This is a genomic window from Paenibacillus sp. FSL K6-1558, assembly GCF_038002565.1.
Taxonomy (GTDB): Bacteria; Bacillota; Bacilli; order Paenibacillales; family Paenibacillaceae; genus Paenibacillus; species Paenibacillus polysaccharolyticus.
The window spans coordinates 3756840-3780757 of sequence record NZ_JBBOCV010000001.1 but is presented as its reverse complement, the minus strand read 5'-3'; the positions used below and the strand labels follow the sequence as shown (position 1 = coordinate 3780757).

Annotated in this window: 25 protein-coding genes and 1 tRNA gene; 24 read left to right on the top strand and 2 right to left on the bottom strand. The window is 43.8% G+C overall.

The genetic code is table 11. The annotated features are described in order from the left end of the window. The 10 genes from MHI38_RS16260 to MHI38_RS16215 all read left to right on the top strand — a co-directional run bounded on the left by MHI38_RS16260 (position 1) and on the right by MHI38_RS16215 (position 11161). Positions 1 to 879 (top strand): YidC/Oxa1 family membrane protein insertase, encoded by an 879-nt coding sequence (locus tag MHI38_RS16260; RefSeq protein ID WP_090923601.1) that lies wholly within the window; start codon positions 1 to 3, stop codon positions 877 to 879. Next, positions 876 to 1577 (top strand): RNA-binding cell elongation regulator Jag/EloR, encoded by a 702-nt coding sequence (jag, locus tag MHI38_RS16255; RefSeq protein WP_154985154.1) that lies wholly within the window; start codon positions 876 to 878, stop codon positions 1575 to 1577. The genes MHI38_RS16260 and jag overlap by 4 nt, the downstream gene beginning before the upstream one ends. 166 nt (positions 1578 to 1743) lie before the next feature. Beyond that, entirely contained in the window at positions 1744 to 3120 is a 1377-nt protein-coding gene (gene mnmE, locus MHI38_RS16250) for a tRNA uridine-5-carboxymethylaminomethyl(34) synthesis GTPase MnmE (protein ID WP_341181441.1), read from the top strand. Between the two features lie 143 nt (positions 3121 to 3263). Continuing rightward, positions 3264 to 5153, top strand: a complete 1890-nt coding sequence (gene mnmG / locus MHI38_RS16245; protein ID WP_154889642.1) for a tRNA uridine-5-carboxymethylaminomethyl(34) synthesis enzyme MnmG — start codon at positions 3264 to 3266, stop codon at positions 5151 to 5153. Beyond that, positions 5153 to 5875 carry a 16S rRNA (guanine(527)-N(7))-methyltransferase RsmG gene (rsmG, locus tag MHI38_RS16240; RefSeq protein WP_090923597.1) on the top strand — a complete coding sequence of 241 codons (723 nt, stop codon included), beginning with the start codon at positions 5153 to 5155 and terminating at the stop codon, positions 5873 to 5875. Before mnmG ends, rsmG begins: the two co-directional genes overlap by 1 nt. Positions 5876 to 6607: 732 nt before the next feature. Continuing rightward, on the top strand, positions 6608 to 7426 hold the full coding sequence (noc, locus tag MHI38_RS16235) for a nucleoid occlusion protein (protein ID WP_090923596.1): 819 nt from the start codon (positions 6608 to 6610) through the stop codon (positions 7424 to 7426). A 190-nt stretch (positions 7427 to 7616) separates the two neighbouring features. Further along, positions 7617 to 8378 (top strand): ParA family protein, encoded by a 762-nt coding sequence (locus tag MHI38_RS16230; protein ID WP_090923627.1) that lies wholly within the window; start codon positions 7617 to 7619, stop codon positions 8376 to 8378. Next, positions 8371 to 9219, top strand: a complete 849-nt coding sequence (locus tag MHI38_RS16225) for a ParB/RepB/Spo0J family partition protein (protein WP_253498856.1) — start codon at positions 8371 to 8373, stop codon at positions 9217 to 9219. Before MHI38_RS16230 ends, MHI38_RS16225 begins: the two co-directional genes overlap by 8 nt. Positions 9220 to 9359: 140 nt before the next feature. Then, complete coding sequence (locus MHI38_RS16220; protein ID WP_253498858.1) at positions 9360 to 10514, top strand: aminotransferase class V-fold PLP-dependent enzyme; 1155 nt, start codon at positions 9360 to 9362, stop codon at positions 10512 to 10514. A gap of 146 nt (positions 10515 to 10660) precedes the next feature. Beyond that, positions 10661 to 11161: a DUF4446 family protein gene (locus MHI38_RS16215; RefSeq protein WP_090923593.1), complete on the top strand. Its 501-nt coding sequence runs from the start codon at positions 10661 to 10663 to the stop codon at positions 11159 to 11161. On the opposite strand, the gene yyaC is transcribed toward MHI38_RS16215, so the two are convergent. Further along, complete coding sequence (yyaC, locus tag MHI38_RS16210) at positions 11136 to 11741, bottom strand: spore protease YyaC (RefSeq protein WP_090923592.1); 606 nt, start codon at positions 11739 to 11741, stop codon at positions 11136 to 11138. The two genes, MHI38_RS16215 and yyaC, sit on opposite strands and share 26 nt — an antisense overlap. Positions 11742 to 11858: 117 nt before the next feature. Here yyaC and MHI38_RS16205 point away from each other — a divergent pair, with 117 nt between their 5' ends. The 4 genes from MHI38_RS16205 to MHI38_RS16190 all read left to right on the top strand — a co-directional run bounded on the left by MHI38_RS16205 (position 11859) and on the right by MHI38_RS16190 (position 13528). After that, positions 11859 to 12122, top strand: coding sequence for a DUF3343 domain-containing protein (locus MHI38_RS16205; RefSeq protein WP_186809681.1), 264 nt, complete (start codon positions 11859 to 11861; stop codon positions 12120 to 12122). An 18-nt stretch (positions 12123 to 12140) separates the two neighbouring features. Beyond that, complete coding sequence (locus MHI38_RS16200; RefSeq protein WP_336122766.1) at positions 12141 to 13082, top strand: mechanosensitive ion channel family protein; 942 nt, start codon at positions 12141 to 12143, stop codon at positions 13080 to 13082. Then, positions 13072 to 13281 (top strand): DUF951 domain-containing protein, encoded by a 210-nt coding sequence (locus MHI38_RS16195; RefSeq protein WP_090923590.1) that lies wholly within the window; start codon positions 13072 to 13074, stop codon positions 13279 to 13281. Before MHI38_RS16200 ends, MHI38_RS16195 begins: the two co-directional genes overlap by 11 nt. Before the next feature lie 156 nt (positions 13282 to 13437). Beyond that, positions 13438 to 13528, top strand: a tRNA-Ser gene (locus MHI38_RS16190). Between the two features lie 430 nt (positions 13529 to 13958). Here MHI38_RS16190 and MHI38_RS16185 read toward each other — a convergent pair. Then, positions 13959 to 14153: a YjzC family protein gene (locus MHI38_RS16185; RefSeq protein ID WP_090923589.1), complete on the bottom strand. Its 195-nt coding sequence runs from the start codon at positions 14151 to 14153 to the stop codon at positions 13959 to 13961. Positions 14154 to 14368: 215 nt separating this feature from the next. Between MHI38_RS16185 and rpsF the strand changes: the two genes are divergently transcribed. From rpsF to MHI38_RS16135, 10 genes are all read left to right on the top strand, one after another. Then, positions 14369 to 14662, top strand: a complete 294-nt coding sequence (gene rpsF, locus MHI38_RS16180; RefSeq protein ID WP_024629534.1) for a 30S ribosomal protein S6 — start codon at positions 14369 to 14371, stop codon at positions 14660 to 14662. Between the two features lie 51 nt (positions 14663 to 14713). Further along, positions 14714 to 15196 carry a single-stranded DNA-binding protein gene (gene ssb / locus MHI38_RS16175; RefSeq protein WP_341181440.1) on the top strand — a complete coding sequence of 161 codons (483 nt, stop codon included), beginning with the start codon at positions 14714 to 14716 and terminating at the stop codon, positions 15194 to 15196. Between the two features lie 56 nt (positions 15197 to 15252). Then, positions 15253 to 15522, top strand: coding sequence for a 30S ribosomal protein S18 (gene rpsR, locus MHI38_RS16170; protein WP_090923587.1), 270 nt, complete (start codon positions 15253 to 15255; stop codon positions 15520 to 15522). A gap of 227 nt (positions 15523 to 15749) precedes the next feature. Beyond that, positions 15750 to 16376: a M15 family metallopeptidase gene (locus MHI38_RS16165; RefSeq protein WP_341181439.1), complete on the top strand. Its 627-nt coding sequence runs from the start codon at positions 15750 to 15752 to the stop codon at positions 16374 to 16376. A gap of 733 nt (positions 16377 to 17109) precedes the next feature. Further along, positions 17110 to 18108, top strand: coding sequence for an ABC transporter ATP-binding protein (locus tag MHI38_RS16160; protein ID WP_090923585.1), 999 nt, complete (start codon positions 17110 to 17112; stop codon positions 18106 to 18108). Between the two features lie 4 nt (positions 18109 to 18112). Then, complete coding sequence (locus MHI38_RS16155) at positions 18113 to 19045, top strand: ABC transporter ATP-binding protein (protein ID WP_260510743.1); 933 nt, start codon at positions 18113 to 18115, stop codon at positions 19043 to 19045. Positions 19046 to 19052: 7 nt separating this feature from the next. Then, complete coding sequence (gene opp4B / locus MHI38_RS16150) at positions 19053 to 20015, top strand: oligopeptide ABC transporter permease (protein ID WP_154889655.1); 963 nt, start codon at positions 19053 to 19055, stop codon at positions 20013 to 20015. Between the two features lie 28 nt (positions 20016 to 20043). Further along, entirely contained in the window at positions 20044 to 20949 is a 906-nt protein-coding gene (locus tag MHI38_RS16145; RefSeq protein WP_123067009.1) for an ABC transporter permease, read from the top strand. Between the two features lie 19 nt (positions 20950 to 20968). Next, positions 20969 to 22795 carry an oligopeptide ABC transporter substrate-binding protein gene (locus tag MHI38_RS16140; protein ID WP_253498862.1) on the top strand — a complete coding sequence of 609 codons (1827 nt, stop codon included), beginning with the start codon at positions 20969 to 20971 and terminating at the stop codon, positions 22793 to 22795. A 156-nt stretch (positions 22796 to 22951) separates the two neighbouring features. Next, positions 22952 to 23848, top strand: coding sequence for a D-alanyl-D-alanine carboxypeptidase family protein (locus MHI38_RS16135; protein WP_154960421.1), 897 nt, complete (start codon positions 22952 to 22954; stop codon positions 23846 to 23848). Positions 23849 to 23918 lie beyond the last annotated feature (70 nt).

The window sequence follows — 23918 nt, the reverse complement described above, 5'->3', positions numbered from 1 at the left end:
GTGTCGCGATTGAAGACATCTAAGGGGAAGTGGATTCTCCTCATTGCAGTCATTGCAATGGTCACTGTACTCGCCGGATGTACTCCACAAGGTGCAGGGGTTACAACGGAAGATCTGAAGAATAGTGAATCATTCTGGCAAGCCAATGTCGTGTACTGGTTCTCACTGGCGCTCGATACATTCGCTAACTGGTTTAGCGGTGAATATGGACTGGCTGTCCTGGTGATGGTGCTTATTGTACGGACATTGATTTTACCATTGACGATGAAACAGGTCCGCAGCTCCAAAGCGATGCAGGCCATTCAGCCGCAGCTGAAGGAGATTCAAGCCAAGTATAAAGATACACCTGAGAAAGTTCAGCAAGAGACGATGAAATTGTTTCAGGAGAACAAGGTTAACCCGATGGCCGGCTGTCTGCCTCTTATCATTCAGATGCCGATTTACATCGCACTTTATAACTCCATTTACGGAAACTCCAGTCTGAGAACGCATGATTTCTTGTGGCTCCAACTGGGATCACCGGATCACCTGTTTATTTTGCCAGTGCTGGCTGCCATCACAACGTTCATTCAAACGTGGATGATGATGCGTATGAATCCTGCACAGCAGATTGGCCCAATGCAGTTCATGCTGTGGGTGTATCCGATTTTGATTTTTGTTATGTCATATCAGTTCCCGTCAGCGTTGCCGCTTTACTGGTTCTACAGTAATATCTACACCATCGTGCAAAACTATTTCCTTTACCGGAATAATGATAAAGTTGTGGCCGAGGTCAACGTGAAGCAAAGCAGCTCTTCCAAAAATGGAGCTAAACGCAAAAACGGTGGCAAGGCAACCGTCTCTGGGAAAGGGTCGAAAGGGGCCAAAAAATCGAAATGACCACAGTCATTACGTCAGGAAAAACCGTTGAAGATGCTGTAAACCAAGGATTGGCTGAGCTTGGCGTGAGCCGGGACAAGGTCGAGATACAAGTTTTAGAGCAGCCGTCAAAAGGATTCCTGGGTTTGTTCGGGGTGAAGGCTGCTAAAGTTGAAGTGAGCTTGTTGCCCGTACCCGAAGCTGCACCGCAGCCGATCAAACCAGCCACACCTGAACCTGAGATTGAAGCATTACTTGAGGGTGTAGCAGTCCATAATCCCTATGAAGAAGCGGCTGCGTTTTTGAAAGAGGTTGCGGCAGGTATGGGGTTGGATGTGGAAGTGCATATCAAGAAACAGCGGGATGGTCACATCTTCAATATTTCCGGGGAAGACCTCGGCATGATTATTGGCAGACGTGGACAGACGCTGGATGCTCTTCAGTATTTGACCAATATCGTAGCCAATCGGTACTCGGAAAGCTTCGTTCGCATCGTACTTGATGCGGAGAACTTCCGTCAGCGCCGGCGGAAAACGCTTGAAGATCTAGCTGAACGATTGGCTGGACAAGCAATCCGTACAGGTAAGGAAGTTGTGCTAGAGCCGATGCCTCCGCTTGAACGTAAAGTGATTCATGCCAAACTGCAAAATCACCCGCAGATTAAGACCTTAAGTAAGGGCGAAGAGCCCAATCGGCGTGTGGTTATTACGTTGAAATAACACGCAATTGATGACGCAATGGCTGCCTGCCCGGTGCAGAAGCCATTGCTTTTTTCGTACCGAAGCATATGCGATAGGTAGTGCACCCATTGAGTTGAATATGTGTTGGCGTTCTCCGGAATGGGATGGATGACAACTTCATTATAGAGAGCAGGGAGAGATCACAATGATTAGCGATACGATTACAGCCATATCTACGGCGGTTGGTGAAGCCGGCATAGCCGTTATTCGCGTCAGCGGGCCGGATGCGGTGACCGAGACAGAGAAGATTTTCCGCAGCAAAACACCTTTGACTCAGGCACCTTCCCATACAGTTCATTACGGGCACATTATAGATCCTGGCCATGGTGAAAAGATTGAAGAGGTACTGGTCACGGTGATGCGTGCGCCTCGTTCCTTCACCACAGAGGATGTTGTTGAGATTAGTGCACATGGTGGTGTCGTATCTGTTAAGCGGGTGATGGATCTGCTACTGCAGCTGAACATCCGTTTGGCTGAACCGGGTGAATTTACGAAACGCGCTTTCCTCAATGGACGGATTGACTTGTCCCAAGCTGAAGGAGTCATGGATCTGATTCGTTCGAAGTCGGATCGTGCTTTCTCGGTAGCACTGAAGCAGGTAGAAGGTAAACTCTCCTCCAAGTTGCGTGAGTTGAGATATACATTGGTAGAGACACTGGCTCATATCGAAGTAAATATCGATTATCCTGAGCATGATGTGGAATCATTAACGTCTGAATTTATAAAAGAAAAATCCAGTGAGGTTATGGCTGAGATTGATAAGTTGCTCACTACGGCAGAACAAGGCAAAATATTACGTGAAGGCATCACGACAGCAATCGTTGGAAGACCTAACGTAGGTAAATCCTCATTAATGAATACACTTGCGCAAGATAACCGGGCCATTGTGACTGATATTCCGGGTACGACCCGGGATGTCATTGAAGAATTCATTACAATAAACAATATCCCTTTGAAGTTGCTCGATACAGCAGGGATTAGGGAGACTATGGATGTTGTTGAGAAGATTGGGGTCGAGCGCTCACGTTCAGCTGTCAATGATGCGGATCTGATTCTGATGGTTGTGAATGCAGCTGAGCCTCTTCATCAGGATGAGATTGAATTGCTGGAACAAATCCGCGGTAGACAATCAATTATCATTATGAATAAAATGGACTTAGCGCCACAGATTGACCGTGACGTCCTGCTCCGTTACATTCCGGAGGAGCGGCTTGTTCCGATGTCTGTGAAGGATGATCTGGGCGTTGATCGATTGGAAGATGCCATCTCGACGCTGTTTTTCAGTGGAAAGCTGGAGTCTGCTGACTTGACGTATGTAAGTAACGTTCGCCACATTGCCTTATTGAAAAAGGCAAAGCAATCTCTGATTGATGCGTATGAGGCTGCGGATCAGTTTGTTCCGATTGATATGATCCAGATCGATGTTCGTTTGGCATGGGAGCAGCTTGGAGAGATCGTGGGAGATACAGCGCATGACGCATTAATAGATCAGATTTTCTCCCAGTTCTGCCTAGGAAAGTAAATCATTTTATCGTTTCTTTCAATGAAATGGTTGTGTATGATGGGAAGGTACAATTTCTGCCCGTTGTCAAAGGATGGAATGATGTTGTTGCCAGGAAGTGTTGGTTTTCATATAGATAACAGCAAAATAAGGAGGTAATACACATGGCTTTTGATGGCGGCAGATATGATGTTATTGTCGTTGGAGCAGGACATGCCGGGGTAGAGTCAGCTCTTGCAGCGGCCCGAATGGGTTCAAAAACTCTGATGATTACGATCAACCTCGACATGGTGGCTTTCATGCCTTGTAACCCATCCATTGGTGGGCCGGCAAAAGGACACGTTGTACGGGAAATAGATGCACTGGGCGGGGAAATGGGCCGGAATATCGACAAAACCTTTATCCAAATGCGGATGCTCAATACGGGTAAAGGACCTGCCGTTCATGCGCTACGTGCGCAAGCGGATAAGTTCTCTTATCAGCATACAATGAAAGAAACGATGGAGAAAGAATCTAATCTAACCATGCGTCAGGGCATGGTAGATCGTCTAATCGTAGAGGATGGTCAGTGTGTAGGAGTTGTCACTCAAACAGGTACAGAATATCGTGCCAAAGCTGTAGTGCTGACAACAGGAACATACCTGCGCGGTAAAGTCATTATGGGCGAGCTGATGTATGAAAGCGGACCAAACAATCAGCAGCCATCTCTGAAATTGTCGGAGCATCTGCGTGAGCTGGGCTTCGAGCTTGTACGTTTCAAAACGGGTACACCACCACGTGTGCATAAGGATACAATTGATTTTAGCAAAACTGAAATTCAGCCCGGCGATGATGAGCCGAAGTTCTTTTCCTATGAGACAACATCTTCTACGAATGAGCAGCTACCTTGTTGGTTGACGTATACATCTGTGGAAACACATCAGATTATTAATGATAATCTGCATCGTGCGCCGATGTTCTCAGGTGTGATTGAGGGAACAGGGCCGCGTTATTGCCCATCCATTGAGGATAAAATTGTACGTTTCAGCGATAAGCCAAAGCATCAGATTTTCCTGGAGCCGGAGGGTAAAAATACATCGGAGTATTACGTACAGGGTTTATCTACAAGTCTGCCAGAGGATGTACAACTGGCTGTTCTTCGTTCGATTCCGGGTATGGAAAAAGTGGAAATGATGCGTAACGGTTACGCAATTGAATACGATGCGATGGTTCCAACGCAATTGTGGCCATCTCTGGAAACAAAACGTCTGCCAGGGCTGTTCACAGCGGGTCAGATCAATGGTACATCCGGATATGAGGAAGCGGCAGGACAAGGGGTCATGGCTGGTATCAATGCAGCACGTAAAGTGCAGGGCAAAGAGGCTATTGTACTTGATCGTTCCCAAGGTTACATTGGAGTACTCATTGATGATCTCGTTACCAAAGGTACCAATGAGCCTTACCGTTTGCTGACATCTCGTGCCGAGTATCGTTTGCTGCTCCGTCATGACAATGCAGATATGCGCCTTACGGAGATTGGTCATGACATTGGACTGATTACCGAGGATCGGTATGCATCTTTCCTGGATAAAAAGGCGAAAGTCGAGCAGGAGATTGCACGTTTGAAAGATTCAAAGGTACGTCCTGTTGAAGTTAATGCCAAACTGGAAGAGATCGGTTCTACACCGATCCAGGATGGAAGCACATTGCTGAACCTGATGCGTCGTCCGGAGATTGGATATGACTGGATTGAGCAAGTATCTCCTTCCGAGGTGGAATTGACTGCTGATATGAAGGAACAAGTCGAAATTCAAATTAAATATGCGGGTTATATTGAGAAGCAATTGATCCACGTGGAACGTTTGCTAAAAATGGAGAAAAAGAAAATTCCAGACACGATCGTATATGATGAGATTCATGGTCTTGCGATGGAAGCCAAGCAGAAGCTGGCGAAAATTCGCCCGATCTCCATTGGTCAGGCGTCTCGTATTGCGGGTGTAACGCCTGCTGATATCTCTATCTTGCTTGTCTATCTTGAGCATTATAACCGCGTTACCGCAGCAAGGGGACAATAATGGACGATATTCAACAGCAGTTGCAACAACGCTTGAAGGAGCATGGCTTGGAAATAGGAGAACTCCAGCTGGAACAGTTCGAATTGTATTATAAAGAACTTGTCTCCTGGAATGAAAAAATGAATCTTACCGGTATTACAGATCGGGAGCAAGTATATACCAAACATTTCTATGATTCGGTATCGTTAGCGTTTTATACGGATATGAACAAAGTAAACAAACTGGCTGACATCGGGTCAGGAGCAGGATTCCCAGGAATCCCGCTTAAGATTTGTTTTCCACATATCCAGCTTACAATCATCGACTCATTGAATAAACGGATTGGTTTCTTACAGTATGTAGTGGATACACTTGGTCTGGAGCAGGTCGAATTAATCCATGGTCGTGCTGAGGAACTGGGCCGCAAAGAAGGATATCGAGACAGCTATGATCTGGTTACTGCACGGGCGGTAGCCAAGCTCGCGGTACTGAATGAATTCTGCCTTCCCTTTGTACGTAAAAGCGGTATGTTCGCTGCAATGAAGGGCGGAGACCCGCGGGATGAAATGAAGGAAGCAGAGTTCAGCTTTAATCAGCTGAAAGGACGGGTGAAGGCTGTTCATCCATTCCAGCTGCCGGTGGAGGAATCAGAACGTCATATTATTTTGATTCAGAAGTTTGATAAGACACCACATAAGTATCCACGTAAACCGGGGACACCACTTAAAACTCCACTCGTGTAGTATTGTGACATAGGGACAAAAACAAAATAACATGTTGAATGACCAGATGGAAATAGAGGATGTTTCACGTGAAACATTCTCTATTTTTTTGTGTTTTCTAAATTAGAACTGAGTTAAATTAAATGCATACGGTGGGATGAGATTTTCATATACAAAATCAGGGCTGGAATAATTTTAGTTCATCAGGATTTATATAATTTGAACTATTTTTATTTACACAGAAACGGAGAGGAAAGAAAAAACCTGAAAAAGCGAAGCGGTCGGCTAAAAGCTTTCTGCAAGAAAGCTACATCGGAAGCATAAGCTTATCATCGGATTTTTCCCTTTAGAAAAGGGAATCAAAAAAATCCGGGGATAACAGCGATGGGAAGGTTATTCTGTCATCGGAGTGCTCAGTGTAAACATCTTTAGTTCAACTTATATAGGTAGTCATTCATTTTATTTTCCTAATAAACAGAATAAAAAAGCAGGAAAATTTGATTCTTTTAAAGAATAGGTAAACATAGGATTATGGTGAAAAAGATGATAGAATAGAAGTATCAGTTCCTGCGTAAACAGTGATCTTAGATTAGTTCATATCAATAGATGGTTAAGCATTTGATGCTGTTTCGCAGCAGGGCAATACGAATGGCATAACTTATTTCAGGAACGATGAGTATGAAGTCTCGCTTATGGAATAAGAAGCACCTGCTAATGTGGGAGCTATTACGAAACTAGGTGGTAATCTACGGAATGAAAGAACAATTTTCGAAGTTGTTTGGTTTGGCGGAGCGCAATAACGGAGACGAGATTAAACAGGTTCCGGTTAACGAAATTGTGAGTAGCCCATATCAACCCCGTACTATTTTTGATGATGATAAAATTGATGAGTTACTGCAAACAATCAGAACACATGGTGTTATTCAACCTATTGTTGTTCGGGTTCGTAATGGATCATATGAGATTATCGCTGGGGAACGCCGCTGGCGTGCTGTTCGCAAACTAGGTCTTGAGCACATCCCGGCCATTGTGCGTGAATTCAACGACTCTCAGGCCGCATCCATTGCGTTAATTGAGAACTTGCAGCGTGAAGGTTTAACCTCGATTGAGGAAGCGGTTGCCTACCAAAAGTTGATAGATTTGCATCAGTTGACACAGGAGAGCCTTGCTCAACGACTTGGTAAAAGTCAATCTACCATTGCTAACAAGATTAGGTTGTTGAATCTTCCAGAAGGTGTGAAAACAGCCTTGATGGAGCGCAAAATATCTGAACGTCACGCAAGAGCCTTATTGTCGCTGGATACGGAAGAACTGCAATTGAAATTGCTGGGCGAGATTATCGACAAGGAATTGAATGTTAAGCAGACAGAGGTACGTGTTGCTTTTTATAAGGAAGCTTCCAAGATTAAAAAGTCCAAGCGGATATCTTTTACTAAGGATGTAAGACTGGCACTTAACACGATTCGTCAATCTATCGATATGGTAACAGGCTCAGGTATGGATATCAAAACAAAAGAAGCGGATCATGAGGATCACTACGAAATTGTTATTCATATTCCAAAACGCAAATAATTGAAGCTTAAGGCGGCAATGGCCGCTTTTTCTGTCTATATAGTCCGTTTTTCATGCGACGTGAAGGGAACAAATCGTTCTGTTAAGGAAACGGTAGTTGTTGTTCTTGTGGACGGTGGCCGCCTGCTTATTGTTAACTGTAACTCACAACCTACAAGAAAAGACTCCTATTTTATTTGAGGTGAAGGTATTGTCTAAGATTATGGCCGTAGCAAATCAAAAGGGCGGTGTGGGGAAAACAACGACATCGGTTAACTTGGGTGCAGGACTTGCTTCACTCGGGAAGAAGGTACTGCTTGTTGACATTGACCCCCAAGGAAATACAACGAGCGGAGTCGGAATTAATAAAGCAGATGTGGCGAATTGTATATATGATGTCCTAATTAATGATGTGCCTCCTCAGGAAGCGATCGCGGAGACACAAATTGAGGGACTTCATATCATACCTGCAACAATTCAACTTGCCGGAGCCGAGATCGAATTGGTATCCACCATATCGCGAGAAGTTCGTCTGAAAAAGGCACTCGCACAAGTTAGAAATAATTATGATTATATTCTTATTGATTGCCCGCCATCGCTCGGAATGTTGACGATCAACTCGCTAACAGCCTCCGATTCCGTGATTATTCCGATTCAGTGTGAGTATTATGCATTGGAAGGGTTAAGCCAATTGCTGAATACGGTTCGGCTGGTGCAAAAACATTTAAATACCTCTCTTCAGATTGAAGGCGTGTTACTGACGATGTTTGATGCTCGGACGAATCTGGGCATTCAAGTTATAGAAGAAGTGAAGAAGTATTTTCAGCAAAAGGTATATCAAACGATTATTCCGCGTAATGTACGGCTGAGTGAGGCACCATCTCACGGGCAATCCATTATAACGTATGATCCCCGTTCCCGAGGAGCGGAAGTGTATTTAGAGCTCGCAAAGGAAGTGATTTCTTATGAGTAAGCGGCTTGGAAAAGGACTTGATGCCCTCATTCCTTCGCTTTCAATTAATGACGATGATAAAGTCGTAGAAATCCCGATTAGTCAACTGCGGGCTAACCCTTATCAGCCGCGTAAAGCATTTGATGAGGAAGCAATACATGAACTGGCGGAATCGATCCGGCAGCACGGTGTGATCCAACCCATTATCGTTCGTCCTGTACTCCGAGGATATGAGATTATTGCAGGCGAGCGCAGGTTTAGGGCATCACAGTATTGTGGTAATGCTACCATTCCAGCTGTTGTTCGTACGTTTAATGATCAGCAGGTTATGGAAATAGCCCTGATTGAGAACCTGCAACGGGAGAATCTGAATGCAATGGAACTAGCAGTTGCCTACCAGGGATTAATGGATCAATTCTCTTTGACCCAAGAAGAGTTGTCCGTGAAGGTTGGTAAATCACGCTCTCACATCGCTAACTTTTTACGATTATTGGCTTTGCCAGAGGAAGTAAAGGATCATGTTTCACGTGGAACATTGTCAATGGGACATGCACGTGCCATTGTTGGTGTGAAGGATGAAAACCTGGTCAAACAACTAGCTAAACAGTCCATTGATCAGCAGTGGAGTGTGCGTGAGCTGGAAGAGGCAGTGCAACAACTTGATCGTTCCAAACCAGGTGAAGTGAAGGCTAAGGCCAAGCTAAAGAAGAAAGATCCGTTTATCGACACCTTGGAAGAGTCACTTCGGGAACGATTTAAAACGACAGTGAAAATTAAACATGGTCAGAAAGATAAAGGTAAAATAGAGCTCAACTACTATAGCAAACAAGATCTCGAACGATTATTAGAACTGTTGCAATAACAACTCGGGTGCATCATTAACAACATGCAGAGCTACTCATGTCATGACATATCGACTCTGTGTTCTGGAGAAACGATATGTCATTCTTTGTTTGTAAACAAATCCTGTAATTATTTCTTATGAGCTGAGGTGGTAGGAGGATGGAGAACACAATCTATCTGGATCATGCAGCAACATCATGGCCTAAACCACCTGCTGTTGGTGAGGCAATGATGAATGCCCTTCAATTTGCAGGGGCTAACCCAGGCAGGGGGAGTCATCGTATGGCTGTGCAGGCGAGCAGGGTTTTGTTTGAAACGAGAAAAGGCTTAGCGACTCTGTTTGGTATTAGAAACCCTAATGATATTGCATTTGGTTCAAACACAACAGAAGCCCTTAATCTTGCAATTCAGGGTGTGCTTCAGGAGGGTGATCATGTTATAGCCACCATGGCGGAACATAATTCAGTTCGGCGCCCTCTGGAGTTCCTTCGCAGACAGGGTAAGATTGAGGTTGATTATGTACCCGTCACAGCTTATGGAGCCATAGACTTAAAACAGATGGAGCGGATGTTTCGGAAAAACACCCGTTTGGTCGTATGTACGCACAGTTCTAATCTTCTAGGGAGCATTTTGCCAATCGGAGAAATCTCAGAACTATGCCGTCAACATCACGCTCTTTTACTGGTGGATGCAGCTCAGAGTGTTGGGGTAATGCCAGTGGATGTAGGAAAACTAGGCATTGATATGCTCGCTTTTCCAGGACATAAGGGATTGTTAGGACCCCAAGGTACAGGCGGCTTATACATCGCTCCTGAGCTTGATGTGCAACCTCTCCTTCATGGAGGTACAGGTAGTCAATCCGAGGCAGTAGAACAGCCTAAAGTGCGTCCAGATCGATATGAAGCAGGGACTCCTAATACGGTGGGGATTGCTGGGTTAGGAGCGGGGGTGAAGCATGTACTTGCCATGACACCTGCTTCCATCTATCAGCATGAGTGGGAGTTAACGCAACTTATAATGAATGGGCTTTCTTCGATCAAAGGTATTCAACTGTTGGGCCCGGACATTGGACAACCTCGTTCAGGATTAGTATCCTTTATAATTGAGGGATATGATTCAGCTCAGCTTGCATTCCGGCTGGATCGGAATTATGGTATTGCGGTTCGTTCAGGATTTCACTGTACTCCACTTGCGCATGAGTCAGCAGGTACAACAGCTACCGGGGCTGTCAGAGCAAGCGTTGGATACAACTCTTCCCATGAAGAGGTCGATGAACTCATTCGGGCCATTACTGAGCTGACAGCAGTGAAATAGGGAGCAACAAAATTGTTCAACGTTCTGTTGTTCAAAATGGAAATATATGATTAATTCCTTGAATAACGGGTTGATTTATAATAAAAGCTAAGAACTACGGACAGACGTGAATCTGATCAAAAACATAGAGGGGTAGTTGCACTTACATGGCTGAATTAAATGAGCTGATTCTGGAACAGCTGTTATGGATTATTGGCGGATTGGCATTGCTTACGGTGATTTTGCTGATCGTGAGTATTGCTCAAGGGGCAAAGTTACGGAAGTTTAAACGTAAATACGAAGCCATGATGGCTGGCAGTGGTGTGGAGGATTTGGAGTCCCTACTAATTAATCTGAAGATTCAGATGGACAGCATTGAGGACGAACACAAACTGCAAACGAATCAGTTGCAAACAGCATTGCAGAAGCTGGCTCGTATTCAGGGCAAGGTCGGTGTGAAAAGATACAACGCTTATGGAGAGCGTGGTAGCGACCTGAGCTTTTCGATAGCCATGATTAATGAAAGTCAGGATGGTATGATCCTTACGGGATTATTCAATCGTGATGGTTCATATGTATATGCAAAACCTCTAAAAGGGGGAGAGTCAACGTATACACTTTCCCCAGAGGAGAAGGAAGCTATTACTCTGGCACAGCAAGCAGAGTAGAGCGAGTGTGCCATTCCCGAATGGCCGAGTACAGACTGCTTGCTATAATTTCAGACATCCGCATAACGAGACTAAGCCGTGTGTTCTGAAGCACAAAGTATTCCATAAAACCGCCGACGTTAACGATACCTGTCAGATGGATATCGCCGACCGGCGGTAATTCTTTATTTACGCCTGCGCCAGGCTTGAGCGGGCCGTTTACGACCTGGATACAACCGACACTAGAGGATTGGCCAAGACAGGCGTCAATACCAATCACATACGGATTTTGATGGGTGTTGTAGATTTTGTGGAGTGTGTCTTGCAGATTTACAGCATGAACCGGCTCATCCAATGTGCCATATAGATGGAACAGAGGGCTGTCCCATTTTGCCAGTGACGTACCCACTAGCGGTCCGAGACAGTCACCGGTGGAACGGTCTGTACCGATGCAGACAATCACTACATTTTGCAAGGAATGAGCTTTATAGAGATGGAACATTAAACGATGTACAATGGCAGAATGCACACCTGGATCAGTATGAGGAACTTTCAGGCTGGTCAGATCTTGTGATGAAAAGGAACGCGAAGTAGGATTCATAGGATCTATCCTTTCCCTTGGAATAGTAGTATCAGTATATGGAAAGGTAGAGTGTTTTATACTTCGGAAGGACAGGCTTTTTACCTGAGAGTGGTTGTAGCTTGAAAGGAGCAGGACATGGACGAATGGCTGAACGATTGGATGTTGATTGCGTTTGATTCAACGCAGCAGGCACTGCGAGCAGAGATGCTATTAGAGTTTGCTGAGATCGAGATTGACTTGTTTCCGACACCTAAGGAGATTACAGCGGGCTGTGCACTGTGTATTCAGTTTCCAAAAGAGGATCTGATGCGAGTACAGAAAATTATTCGTGATGAGTTTGTTGAGATTCGCGGCCTCTATTTCAAAACCGAAGACAGCTATGATAACATACCGATGTAGAGGAGGAATCAGACTTTGATGTCATTTTATTTTGCGCAAGCTGGTAATAATGTCGGCATTTATGCATCAACTGTGGATGAAGCCATTCGTTGGACGGATAAAGTGTGGGCTAAAATTTCGGATACGGATATGTGGCTTAACATCATGTTCAGTTCGATTCGCATCCTCATTATTTTTATTATCACTCGTATTGTCATTAAAGTGGTGTCCAGGGTTATTGATCGTTCGATGGAACGGAAGCAGGAAGGCAAAATTCGCGTCAACCCGCGCAGATTTGTAACGATTGGTGAGTTGTTGAAAAATGCGACCTCGATAACATGTAATTTCATTATGATTTTGTTACTGTTATCCGAGATCAATGTACAGGTTGGACCATTGCTAGCTAGTGCCGGTGTTCTGGGGCTTGCAATTGGTTTTGGTGCCCAGGGTTTAGTGAAGGATGTCATTACCGGATTCTTTATTATTTTAGAGGATCAGTTTGCTGTAGGAGATGTGATTCAGACAGGCACGTTCAAAGGAACTGTTGAAGTCATTGGTCTAAGAACAACCAAACTGGTAAGCTGGCAGGGAGAAGTACACATCATTCCGAATGGTACAATTGCAAGTGTGACTAACTATTCGATGTCTAATTCGCTTGCTGTAGTGGATATCCCGATGAAGGCTGATCTGACGCTGGATGAGTCCGTACATCTGGTGAAGCAATCGCTCGCAGGTATTGAGGAACGAGATCTGAATATTGTGAAGGTACCGGATGTGCTAGGTATTCAGTCGATGTCTACTTCTGATTATGTCATTCGTGTGGTAGCGGAATGTATGCCGAACTCCCGGTCTTCGGTCGAACGTCAAATTCAGGGAGATGTGAAGAAAATACTCGAGTACCATGAGAGAAGCAAATTGGCTGCATTAGAGCAGGCGGCTGCGATGGATAATGATGAGGGAGATGGTGCAGGTGGAGCGTAAAAGTTTCCAGCTTGGAGATATCGTACAGATGAAAAAGCAACATCCCTGTGGAAGCAATGAGATGGAGATCATTCGGATGGGGATGGATATTCGGATCAAGTGTGTTGGTTGCAAACATAGCGTACTGATTCCTCGGGCCAAGTTCGAGAAAAACATGAAAAAGGTGTTACGCTCGGTAGAAGAGGATGAGGAATCCTGAGGGTAGGGTGGAAGAGGAAAACATATATCCGGTGTTTTAGATGCATGATCTAGCCATATCGCGGTGATGAAACGTAATAGTGAAATAGCGTTTTCATGCAGACAGGGTATAGGTATTGCTTTCCGACTACAGGCGTGATATAATCAATTTTGCTGCGGAAAGGTACCCAAGAGGCCCAAGGGGGCTGACTCGAAATCAGCTAGGCGTGTCACAGCGTGCGTGGGTTCGAATCCCACCCTTTCCGCCACTTAAGTCATTTAGATTTTGCGAAAATGCAATGCTTACATAACTCCATGGACTGGAGTCATCATAAACAACTTGAAGGGACTAGCCTATTGGATAGTCTTTTTATTTTGTTTCTTATATTTTTTTGGAAAATTGTATAATGTGGCCTCGTATAAAAAAATAAAGAGCCCTGACGGGCTCTTTATCCGGCGGTACATGTTTAGTTAGATCACAATCGGTCGTAACGACAGAAACGCTGGCTGTACTGCTTGTAGCAATACCTGTGCTTCGGACTGAAGTCTTACACACCCACAAGCTTCTTATATTACGTGATGCATCTCCAACATCGAAAAATCGGCTTCGTTGTCCAACGGAACCACACCTCTCTCGTGTACCGCCTGATTGTATTATGTGCTAACTACCGTTTTATATACGTGGTACTGAAAAAAAACTTAGTGAACGCGAGCTTTAGTCAGCTTTTTCCACTTGCGATTGTGATTGCTCGTTTCCGGAAAGGCTTCACCTTTTTTTAGCGTGACTCGCTTGGGATCATTAATCTCCGTGTGAAAACTCTTCTCCCCGACTTCAGTGTATTCTCCATCATTCGGCGCTTTGTCACCAGGTTCGAACTCGGTTCTTTCACCCATAATAAGTAGCCTCCTCCACAGAATGAGATCAGTGTTACTTCTGTAGTGTGTTCCATCTGATGTCTAAACATGATGGGGATTATGTACCAATATGTACAGGGAACGTTTGCTTGCATTTCGTTTGTGCATTTGTTATATTAATATAGTTCGAGTTTGTGCTCGTTCCTTGCTCTCAACCTGGATTGAGGGCCAGAGTCCATAAGGAGGTGAAAATTATGCGCAAATATGAAGTGATGTACATTATTCGTCCTGACGTTGAGCAAGAAGTTGTTCAAGCTACAGTCGATAAATTCCAAGGCATCATCTCCAACGGCGGTGGTGAGGTTACAGCTCACGACGTTATGGGTAAACGCCGTCTTGCGTATGAGATCAAGAAATTCCGTGATGGTGTTTATGTTCTGGTACACTTCACTGCTGAACCAGCAGTAGTTACTGAGCTTGAGCGTCTCATGAAAATTTCTGACGAAGTAATTCGTTATCTCATTACCAACGACGTTAAGTCTGCCTAAGACATTAACTCGTGATTATCGCACCAATACGCTCAGAAGGAGGGGATTACATTGTTGAACCGTGTCATTCTGATCGGCCGGTTAACCCGGGATCCTGAGTTACGTTATACTCCAGCAGGAGTAGCTGTGACACAATTTACTTTGGCGGTAGACAGACCGTTTACAAGCCAAGGAGGAGAGCGGGAAGCAGATTTTATTCCGGTCGTAACCTGGAGACAGCTTGCCGAGACTTGTGCAAACTATTTGCGTAAAGGTCGTCTGGCTGCAGTCGAAGGACGCATTCAAGTACGTAACTACGAGAATAACGAAGGAAAACGTGTATACGTGACCGAAGTCATTGCCGATAATGTTCGTTTCTTGGAGTCAGCTAACCGCGAAGGCGGTGGCGGCGGGGGTCAACCTATGCGTGAAGAGCCTTCTTATGGAGGCGGCGGACGTGCGAGCAACAATAATGCTGCGCGTAGCAACAATCAGGATCCTTTTTCCGATGACGGAAAACCGATTGATATATCGGATGATGATTTGCCATTTTAACGTGAGCCGTTACTCGTACGAGTTATCGGTTACATGATAGGAAAGGACTGAAAAGCATGGGCTTCAAGCAAAGAGAAGGCGGAGACGATAAAAGACCGGCACGTCGTGGTGGTCGTAACAAACGTCGTAAAGTGTGCTTCTTCACAGCGAACAAAATTACTCACATCGATTATAAAGATACGGACTTGCTTCGTAAATTTATCAGCGAACGTGGAAAAATTTTGCCACGCCGTGTAACAGGTACTAGCGCTAAATATCAACGCATGCTGACGATTGCAATCAAACGCTCCCGTCAAATCGCATTGTTGCCATACACAACTGAGTAGTCTTACTCAGTTTGCATACAAGAGCAGCCGGCTATAAGCCGACTGCTTTTTATGTATTCTTAAATACTATAAATCTAAGGATAAGAATAAGGATACCATATGAAAATTCAAGAAAATGAAAACGTATAATCATGTAATTTTTGCAGAAGAAGCTTTCACAACTGAGATGAATTATAATAGAAGTTAGTTTACCTGAAATGAAGCCTTTAAAAAAGAATTAAAGCTTGATGAGTAGAAAAAGTGTAGGAGAGTATATGAATTCATCACTACGTAAGCTAAGACAGCAAAGGAAGAAAAGCCTGAGAAACTGGATCATCGCAACGATTATTCTATCCATTGTATTTGTATGGTTGCAACAAAAAGGGGACTTGGGAGAGATATGGCAAGATGAAATAATTCCTGAGCCTTTGCCAATTACCGGTTTGCATCCAGCTGTTGCCGAAAGTGAAGGTGTATTAGTCCGTATGGCTGCCAGGCGAGGTATAGAAGTTGTGATTACGCATGGGTATCGGAGTGTGGAGGAACAAGATGCTCTCTTTGCACAGGGACGCTCATCTTCTGGGAATATTGTCACCAATGCAAGAGGCGGGGAGTCTTATCATAACTATGGACTAGCCATTGATTTTGCCTTAAGAACCCCTGATGGAGATATTGTCTGGGATATGGAACGAGATGATAATGGCAATGGCAAGGCAGATTGGATGGAGGTTGTCGATTTAGCTAAAGAGCTAGGTTTCACCTGGGGTGGAGACTGGACTAACTTTCCGGACTATCCTCATCTACAGATGGACTTTGATTTGAGTATTCGTGATTTAAAACGTGGTAAAAGGCCACCATTGGCACCACAAAGGTAATAGTATATATGCGTAATTATGAATATTTATTAGTAAAGTCCTGCTTTTTGCAGGACTTTTTTCTTTCTTTTGTAAAATAAATGTTCAAAAGTAACAATTAACTCTTTACAGCAACAATTAAATAAAACTATACTATAATAACTAGATTTTTACGTTTATCTTACAAACCTTGAATAAATGTATATATATAAGCTTCATATGACCTCTAAGCAGAGATTCTATGAAACGACAAAATCCCCCTAAATGTGACATGTAATTTACACTAACTAAGTTACTCCCAAATCATATGCTATTAACTCTACACATTGTGTCATAGACATGTTATATATAAACAAAAAAAAACTTTGTACACACGCCTCATATTGTTGTAATTCCACCCGAGCACACTTAACTCTCACACTAAAATCCTGCTATAGATACCTTTTAGCCAAAACTATTACCCAAAACTGTAGCATAGAAAACATTTATTCCATAAATCCCAAAATAATGATTGACGTTAACTTAAATTACACGTATGATTACAGTAATTATTTGTATTTATAATTCCGCTAGGAATTATCAACATTAATTGACCAATGGTTTAAATTGAAGACTATAATCTTGATTCTGTTAACGATAAGGTATTTTGTATACACTTTTGTTCAATTTAAGGAACAACATGGAAATATACAGTGGATGCACTCTTCTACTTATGAATACAGTCTGATGAAATTACAGGGTTAGGGTGATTGATTTGAATAAAGAGCTATTGGAAGTCAGAGACTTAACGACATCATTCAGAATTGAAGATAACTATTATGCAGCAGTCGATCACGTTAATCTTAAGGTTAAGAAAAATGAAGTGTTGGCTATTGTAGGAGAATCAGGTTCAGGTAAGAGTGCATTTGCATTTTCTCTGATGGGATTGCATAACAAAGCCAAAATCGAAGGTCAGATTCTCTATAAAGGGAAAGATATCGCCAACATATCCCCTAATCAATTAAACAAACTGCGCGGAAGAGAAATGGCCATGATCTTTCAGGATCCACTATCCGCACTCAATCCTCTAATGATCATAGGTGAACAGATTGAAGAGATTCTCACTCTTCATCAACCGAAGCTGTCTTCCAGAGAGAAGCGGGATAAGGTTATTCACTTATTGAACCAGGTAGGGATTCCACGTCCCGAACAAATATATAAGCAATATCCCCACGAATTATCTGGCGGTATGAGGCAACGTATTGTTATCGCAATCGCAATTGCCAATAAGCCAGAACTGCTCATTGCCGATGAACCAACAACAGCACTTGACGTGACCATTCAGTTGCAAATTCTCGAGTTGATCCGAGAGCTGAAGAATGAGATTAACGCAGGTATTATCCTTATTACGCATGACCTTGGTGTAGTGGCCGAGATGGCTGATCGTGTAGCCGTCATGTATGCAGGAGAAATTGTTGAAATAGCGGATATTGTTACATTGATGACCAATGCAAAACATCCCTATACACGTTCATTATTAAACTCGATCCCTACGATTACTGAAGAAAAATCCAAATTACATGTCATTCAAGGCATCGTACCTTCTCTCAAAAATCTTCCAAGGCAGGGGTGCAGATTCAAGGCCCGAATTCCATGGATTAGCGACTCTGCTCATGAAGATAACCCGCAGATGCATGAAATTGCGCCAGGACACTTTGTAAGGTGTACCTGCTATCAGCACTTTCATTTCCCTGATCAAGCGGAGGAGGCATAACATAATGGCATTACTTGAAGTAGAAGGACTCAAAATACACTTTCCGATTCGCGGAGGATTACTAAAACGGGAGATTGACAGTGTCAAAGCGGTTGACGATGTCAGCTTTTCCATTGAAGAAGGCCAGACTTACGGTCTTGTTGGAGAATCCGGTTCAGGCAAGACAACAACAGGCAGAGCTGTGATTGGTCTGAATCATGTGACAAGTGGAAAAATTTTATTCAATGGCAGGGATTTGACCAAAGAACGACGCAAAGATCGCCAGCTTCAGCGGGATGTACAGATGATTTTCCAGGATCCTTATTCGTCTCTTAACCCGAAGAAGCGCGTTATGGACATCATTGCTGAGCCTCTAAGAAACTATGAACGACTGACGGCAACGGAAGAGAAGAGACAGGTCGGTAGCTTATTAGAGAAGGTAGGGTTGAGTCCAGAGTCTATCTACAAGTATCCGCATGAATTCTCAGGTGGACAGCGTCAACGGATTGGAATCGCTCGTGCCATTGCACTCAAGCCCAAACTGATTATCGCTGACGAACCTGTATCTGCACTGGATGTATCCGTACAAGCCCAGGTGCTCAACTTCATGCAGGAAATTCAGAAAGAACTGAATCTGACCTATTTGTTTATCAGCCACGATCTGGGCATTATTCGTCATATGTGCGACCAGATTGGAATTATGTATAAAGGTCGATATGTGGAACAAGGGACAACAGATGATATTTTTGAAAATCCCCAACATATCTATACCAAACGTCTTATCGCAGCGATTCCGGATATGGACCCAACCAAACGTGAGGAAATGATAGCTTTCCGACAGCAGATCAAATCCGAGTATGAAAATTCATACCGCAATTTCTTCGATGAGGAAGGGCTTGCTTATTCGCTCCAATCCATTTCCGATACTCACCGGGTAGCTTTACCTCAGAAAGGTTGAAGGCCATATGTGGAAAACTATTGTACGCCGAATATTTATAATGATTCCTCAAATAATTTTGCTCAGTATTCTGGTCTTCCTGATGGCCAAAGCCATGCCAGGTGACGCGTTGACGGGACTGCTTGATCCGAGTATTGATCCCAAAGCGCTAGAAGAACAGCGCGAACGGCTAGGATTGAATAATCCATGGTATATACAGTATTGGGACTGGATCAGGCATGCAGCTATGGGTGATTTCGGACAATCGTTCCGTTTTAAAATGCCAGTAACAGATCTTATTGGTCAACGGATTGCCAATACATTCTGGCTTGCATTGGCAACACTGATTCTCACATATCTTATTGCTATTCCACTCGGTATCATCAGTGGTCGTTATAACGACACCTGGTCTGACCGTTTAATTACAGGATATACGTACCTGGGTTTTGCAGCACCACTCTTCATTTTCGCTCTGGTCATGGTCTGGATTTTCGGGTTCCGTTTTGGATGGTTCCCGACAGGGGGAAGTGTGGCACCAGGTCTTACACCAGGAACATTTGAATACGTCATAAGCAAGATTCACCATTTGCTACTACCAGCGTTATCAATGGCACTAATCTCCACTGTATCCACGGTACAATATTTACGCAGTGAGATTATTGATATCAAGCACAAAGAGTTCGTAATCACGGCGAGAGCCAAAGGTGCTTCGGAATCCCGAATCTACAACAGACATATTTTGCGAAACTCCCTGTTGCCGATTGCTGCATTTTTCGGGTATGAGATTACGGGGCTGATCGGCGGAACCATCTTTATTGAAAGTATATTCAGCTACCCGGGTATGGGACAGTTGTTCCTGAATTCCATCTCATTACGGGATTTCAGTGTAGTCACGGCACTCGTATTATTATATGGGATTGCTACGATTCTAGGCTCACTGCTGTCTGATATTATTCTGGGATTGGTCGATCCGCGTATTCGCATTAAGTAAGAACTTGAAGATTTCGGGGTGAAAACAGATGAGCAAGACCAATGATGTTATTGTAACTTCGCAGAAGGTTGATAAAAGCCCTTCCGGCTTAAGCATTGTGTGGCGAGAGTTGGTCAGGGACAAAGTAGCCCTCGTTTCGCTCATATTCCTGGGGCTTGTCATTCTTCTTGTATATGGAACCTCTATGATTCTGAATCAGGACGATATTGTTAAAGTTGATTTGTTTGCACTATATGAGCCACCTTCCGCTCAATACTGGCTGGGAACAGACTATGGCGGACGAGATGTATTTGGTCAGCTTGTTATTGGGACAAGAAACTCTTTAACTATCGGTATTCTGGTAACCTTAATGACTGGATTTATTGGCATTCTGGTTGGTGTGCTCTCGGGATACTTTGGCGGAATGATTGATAATATGTTCATGCGTGTGGTGGACTTTTTCATGATCTTGCCATTCCTGATGATGGTTATCGCCTTTGTAACGGCTGTACCGAAATATAATATCGTTTCATTCTCGCTCATTATGACCGCCTTCCTATGGATGGGAATCGCCAGATTGATTCGATCCAAGGCGCTTCAGGAGGGTGAACTCGAGTATATTAAAGCATCCAAAACACTTGGATCTTCTCACTTTAAAATTATTGTATCGCAGCTTCTTCCTAACCTGAGTTCGATTATCATTGTAACGATGACATTGAACCTGGCAGCTAATATTGGTCTTGAATCCGGGTTGTCTTTCTTGGGATTTGGTTTCCCGGAAAGCACACCAAGTCTTGGAACACTCGTAAGTTATGCACGTAATCCGCAAACCTTGGAATACAGATGGTGGATTTGGCTACCTGCATCACTACTGATCCTGGTATTGATGTTGAGTATAAATAATGTCGGACAGGCCTTGAAACGTGCGACGGATGCAAGACAAAGAAGAGGTTAAAAAAAGGGAGGAAAGGTTCATGAAAAAGGGATTATTTTCACGAGGACTATTTTTCACGATGATGCTGGTCTTTGTATTGGCGCTTGCGGCGTGCTCCGAGAAAGAAGCAGCAACTCCTGCACCAGGAGCCAAAACTGAAGAAGGGAAAACGGAGGAAAAACCTGCGAAAGAAGAGGGGGTTTACTCCATTGAAGACTTCAGTAATGTTAAAAAGAATGAAGGTACAGCCATCGAGGGTGGATCACTTACCTATGGTCTCGTATCCGATACTGCTTTTGAAGGTACACTAAACTTTAACTTCTATTCCGGTAATCCGGATGCGCAAGTTTTGCAATGGTTTGACGAAGGTTTGCTGACTTGGGATAAAGACTATGTCTACACCAATGATGGTGCAGCAACATATGAAACATCCGAAGATGGCAAAACGTTTACGCTCACGATTCGTGACAATGTAAACTGGCATGATGGCAAGCCGGTAACGGCTGAAGATTTGCAGTTTGCTTATGAAGTCATCGGTGGCAAAGGTTATGATGGCCCACGTTATGATTCCAATTTCACAAGTGTTGTAGGTATGGATGAGTATCATGCTGGAAAAGCAAAAACAATCTCTGGTATTAAAGTGCTGAGTGACAAAAAAATCAGCATTACGTATAAAGAAGCAACGCCATCCCTGCTGACAGGCGGCGTGTGGACATATCCATTAGCGAAACATATTTTTGGTGGTATGGATATTGCGAAAATGTCTTCTTCCAAAGAAGTACGTGAGAAGCCAATCGGTTTTGGTCCGTTTAAAGTAGAAACGATCACACCAGGTGAGTCTGTAACGTTTGTTAAAAACGATGACTACTGGCGTGGAGCTCCAAAACTGGACAAAGTAACATTGAAAGTAATCAACCCGACAACGGTTGTTCAAGAGCTGAAATCTGGCGGTGTAGATCTGGTAGACTCCTTCCCGACAGATCAGTATAAAGACAATGCGAACCTCTCCAACGTTGAATTCCTGGGTGCAATCGACCGTGCGTATACGTACATCGGTTTCAAACTGGGAACATGGGATGCTGAGAACAATAAAGTTAAATCTAATCCTGACGCAAAAATGGGTGATAAAAACTTGCGTAAAGCGATGTGGATGGCTGTAGATAATGACCAAGTAGGTAAACGTTTCTACAACGGTCTTCGCTGGAATGCAACAACACTGATTCCACCTTCTCACCCTGAATTCCATGATTCCAACAATCCAGGTGTGAAATATGATCCGGAAGCTGCAAAGAAATTGCTTGACGAAGCTGGCTATAAAATGGACGGAGAATTCCGTACGAAGCCAGATGGTTCACCACTTGAAATCAATTTTATTTCTATGACAGGTGGCGACACAGCTGAGCCACTCGCACGTTACTATGTTCAATCTTGGGCAGCAATCGGTCTGAAAGTAAACTTGGAAATGATCGAGTTTAACAACTTCTACGACCGTGTAGGTAACACAGGTAAAGATGATCCTAATGTCGATGTGTACCAAGCGGCTTGGGGTGTTGGTATCGACGTTGATCCATCAGGTCTGTATGGACGCGATGCACTCTATAACTTCCCTCGTTTCTCCAGTGAAGAGAACGACAAATTGCTGGCACGTGGTATCTCTGCTGAAGCATTTGACGTAGAGAAACGTAAAGAGATCTACAATGAATGGCAACAATACATGGTAGATGAAGTTCCAGTATTCCCAACATTGTACCGTGCTGTGGTATCACCAGTTAACAAACGTGTAATGAACTATGCGATTGGCGATGGAACTGGCGTATACTTGAGCGATCTGGCTGTAAATGCAGATAAAGCAGTTGTTGCTCAGTAATTATTAATAAACATGGATTTCGACACTCTGGCATGGGGTGGAAGAAATCCATGTTTTTTTTGTAACCAAAAAATAAAAAAAATTTAATTTATTCTCAAAAAAGTGCAGACAAAATGCCTCTTTGCTACGTCTATATAGGTAAGAGGTGATGAATCGATGAAAATATGGTGGAAACGCGCAGGAATGTTATTCACTTTACTAGTTATTATATATTTGGGAGTAAAACCGGACATGCTGGTTGGTAAGCCAGGCATTAAAGCCGAGTCGGCTGTTTTGATGGATATGAATTCGGAACAGGTGCTGATGGATTACAATGGCTCCGAAGAGATTGCTCCTGCAGGTATCAGCAAGCTAATGACCGAGCTACTTGTAATGGAGGCTGCAATGAGAGGAGATATTCGTTGGGATGATCCTGTTAATGTTAGTCGTTACGCCAGCTCTGTTGGCGGGAATCAGCTTGCACTCAAACAGGGGGATCGATTCACTGTTCAGGAGTTATTCCAAGTGGTGGCAGTATATTCTGCCAATGATGCTACCGTTGCTTTGGCGGAACATATCAGCGGTTCAGAACATCAATTTGTACAGCGGATGAATCAAAAGGCTGCTGAGATTGGTCTGTCAGGGGATACTCACTTCACCAACTCTACAGGTCTAAGCGAGACTATGCTTGGTCCTTATCGTCCACATAATATCCAGGGTCAAACGTTAATGACTGCGATGGATGCCTGCAAGCTTGCCCAATATTTGCTTAACCATCACCCCGAGATTCTTAAAGTTTCCAATCAAATGCAAGTCTCGTTGCACCAAAAGGGGATCTATATGAGCAATACAAACTGGATGTTATCTTCAATCGGGGGTCCATATGCTTATGAAGGTAATGATGGATTAAAGACTGGATATGACAAGGATACGGGGTATCATTTCGTTGGAACGGCTGAGCGAGATGGCAAACGGCTAATATCGGTTGTATTTGGATCAGATACGAGGGAAGGGCGGTTCGTTGAGACACGCAAGCTGTTGAATTACGGATTTTCGAACACAAAAGTAAACTAAACATACCACCCGTGTCAAGGAGAGTTGCCGCTGTTCCGAAATGGATAATCATAGTAAAATAGGATACGTA

Excerpts from the sequence above, each read along its gene's own strand:
- MHI38_RS16215 (WP_090923593.1), top strand. The coding sequence starts at position 10,661 with ATGGCTGAATTAAATGAGCTGATTCTGGAACAGCTGTTATGGATTATT.
- mnmE (WP_341181441.1), top strand. The coding sequence starts at position 1,744 with ATGATTAGCGATACGATTACAGCCATATCTACGGCGGTTGGTGAAGCC.
- MHI38_RS16220 (WP_253498858.1), top strand. The coding sequence starts at position 9,360 with ATGGAGAACACAATCTATCTGGATCATGCAGCAACATCATGGCCTAAA.
- MHI38_RS16155 (WP_260510743.1), top strand. The coding sequence starts at position 18,113 with ATGGCATTACTTGAAGTAGAAGGACTCAAAATACACTTTCCGATTCGC.
- MHI38_RS16185 (WP_090923589.1), bottom strand. The coding sequence starts at position 14,153 with ATGGGTGAAAGAACCGAGTTCGAACCTGGTGACAAAGCGCCGAATGAT.
- noc (WP_090923596.1), top strand. The coding sequence starts at position 6,608 with ATGAAAGAACAATTTTCGAAGTTGTTTGGTTTGGCGGAGCGCAATAAC.
- rpsF (WP_024629534.1), top strand. The coding sequence starts at position 14,369 with ATGCGCAAATATGAAGTGATGTACATTATTCGTCCTGACGTTGAGCAA.
- MHI38_RS16225 (WP_253498856.1), top strand. The coding sequence starts at position 8,371 with ATGAGTAAGCGGCTTGGAAAAGGACTTGATGCCCTCATTCCTTCGCTT.
- rpsR (WP_090923587.1), top strand. The coding sequence starts at position 15,253 with ATGGGCTTCAAGCAAAGAGAAGGCGGAGACGATAAAAGACCGGCACGT.
- mnmG (WP_154889642.1), top strand. The coding sequence starts at position 3,264 with ATGGCTTTTGATGGCGGCAGATATGATGTTATTGTCGTTGGAGCAGGA.
- jag (WP_154985154.1), top strand. The coding sequence starts at position 876 with ATGACCACAGTCATTACGTCAGGAAAAACCGTTGAAGATGCTGTAAAC.
- opp4B (WP_154889655.1), top strand. The coding sequence starts at position 19,053 with ATGTGGAAAACTATTGTACGCCGAATATTTATAATGATTCCTCAAATA.
- MHI38_RS16135 (WP_154960421.1), top strand. The coding sequence starts at position 22,952 with ATGAAAATATGGTGGAAACGCGCAGGAATGTTATTCACTTTACTAGTT.
- MHI38_RS16200 (WP_336122766.1), top strand. The coding sequence starts at position 12,141 with ATGTCATTTTATTTTGCGCAAGCTGGTAATAATGTCGGCATTTATGCA.
- yyaC (WP_090923592.1), bottom strand. The coding sequence starts at position 11,741 with ATGAATCCTACTTCGCGTTCCTTTTCATCACAAGATCTGACCAGCCTG.
- MHI38_RS16140 (WP_253498862.1), top strand. The coding sequence starts at position 20,969 with ATGAAAAAGGGATTATTTTCACGAGGACTATTTTTCACGATGATGCTG.
- MHI38_RS16145 (WP_123067009.1), top strand. The coding sequence starts at position 20,044 with ATGAGCAAGACCAATGATGTTATTGTAACTTCGCAGAAGGTTGATAAA.
- MHI38_RS16205 (WP_186809681.1), top strand. The coding sequence starts at position 11,859 with ATGGACGAATGGCTGAACGATTGGATGTTGATTGCGTTTGATTCAACG.
- rsmG (WP_090923597.1), top strand. The coding sequence starts at position 5,153 with ATGGACGATATTCAACAGCAGTTGCAACAACGCTTGAAGGAGCATGGC.
- MHI38_RS16165 (WP_341181439.1), top strand. The coding sequence starts at position 15,750 with ATGAGTAGAAAAAGTGTAGGAGAGTATATGAATTCATCACTACGTAAG.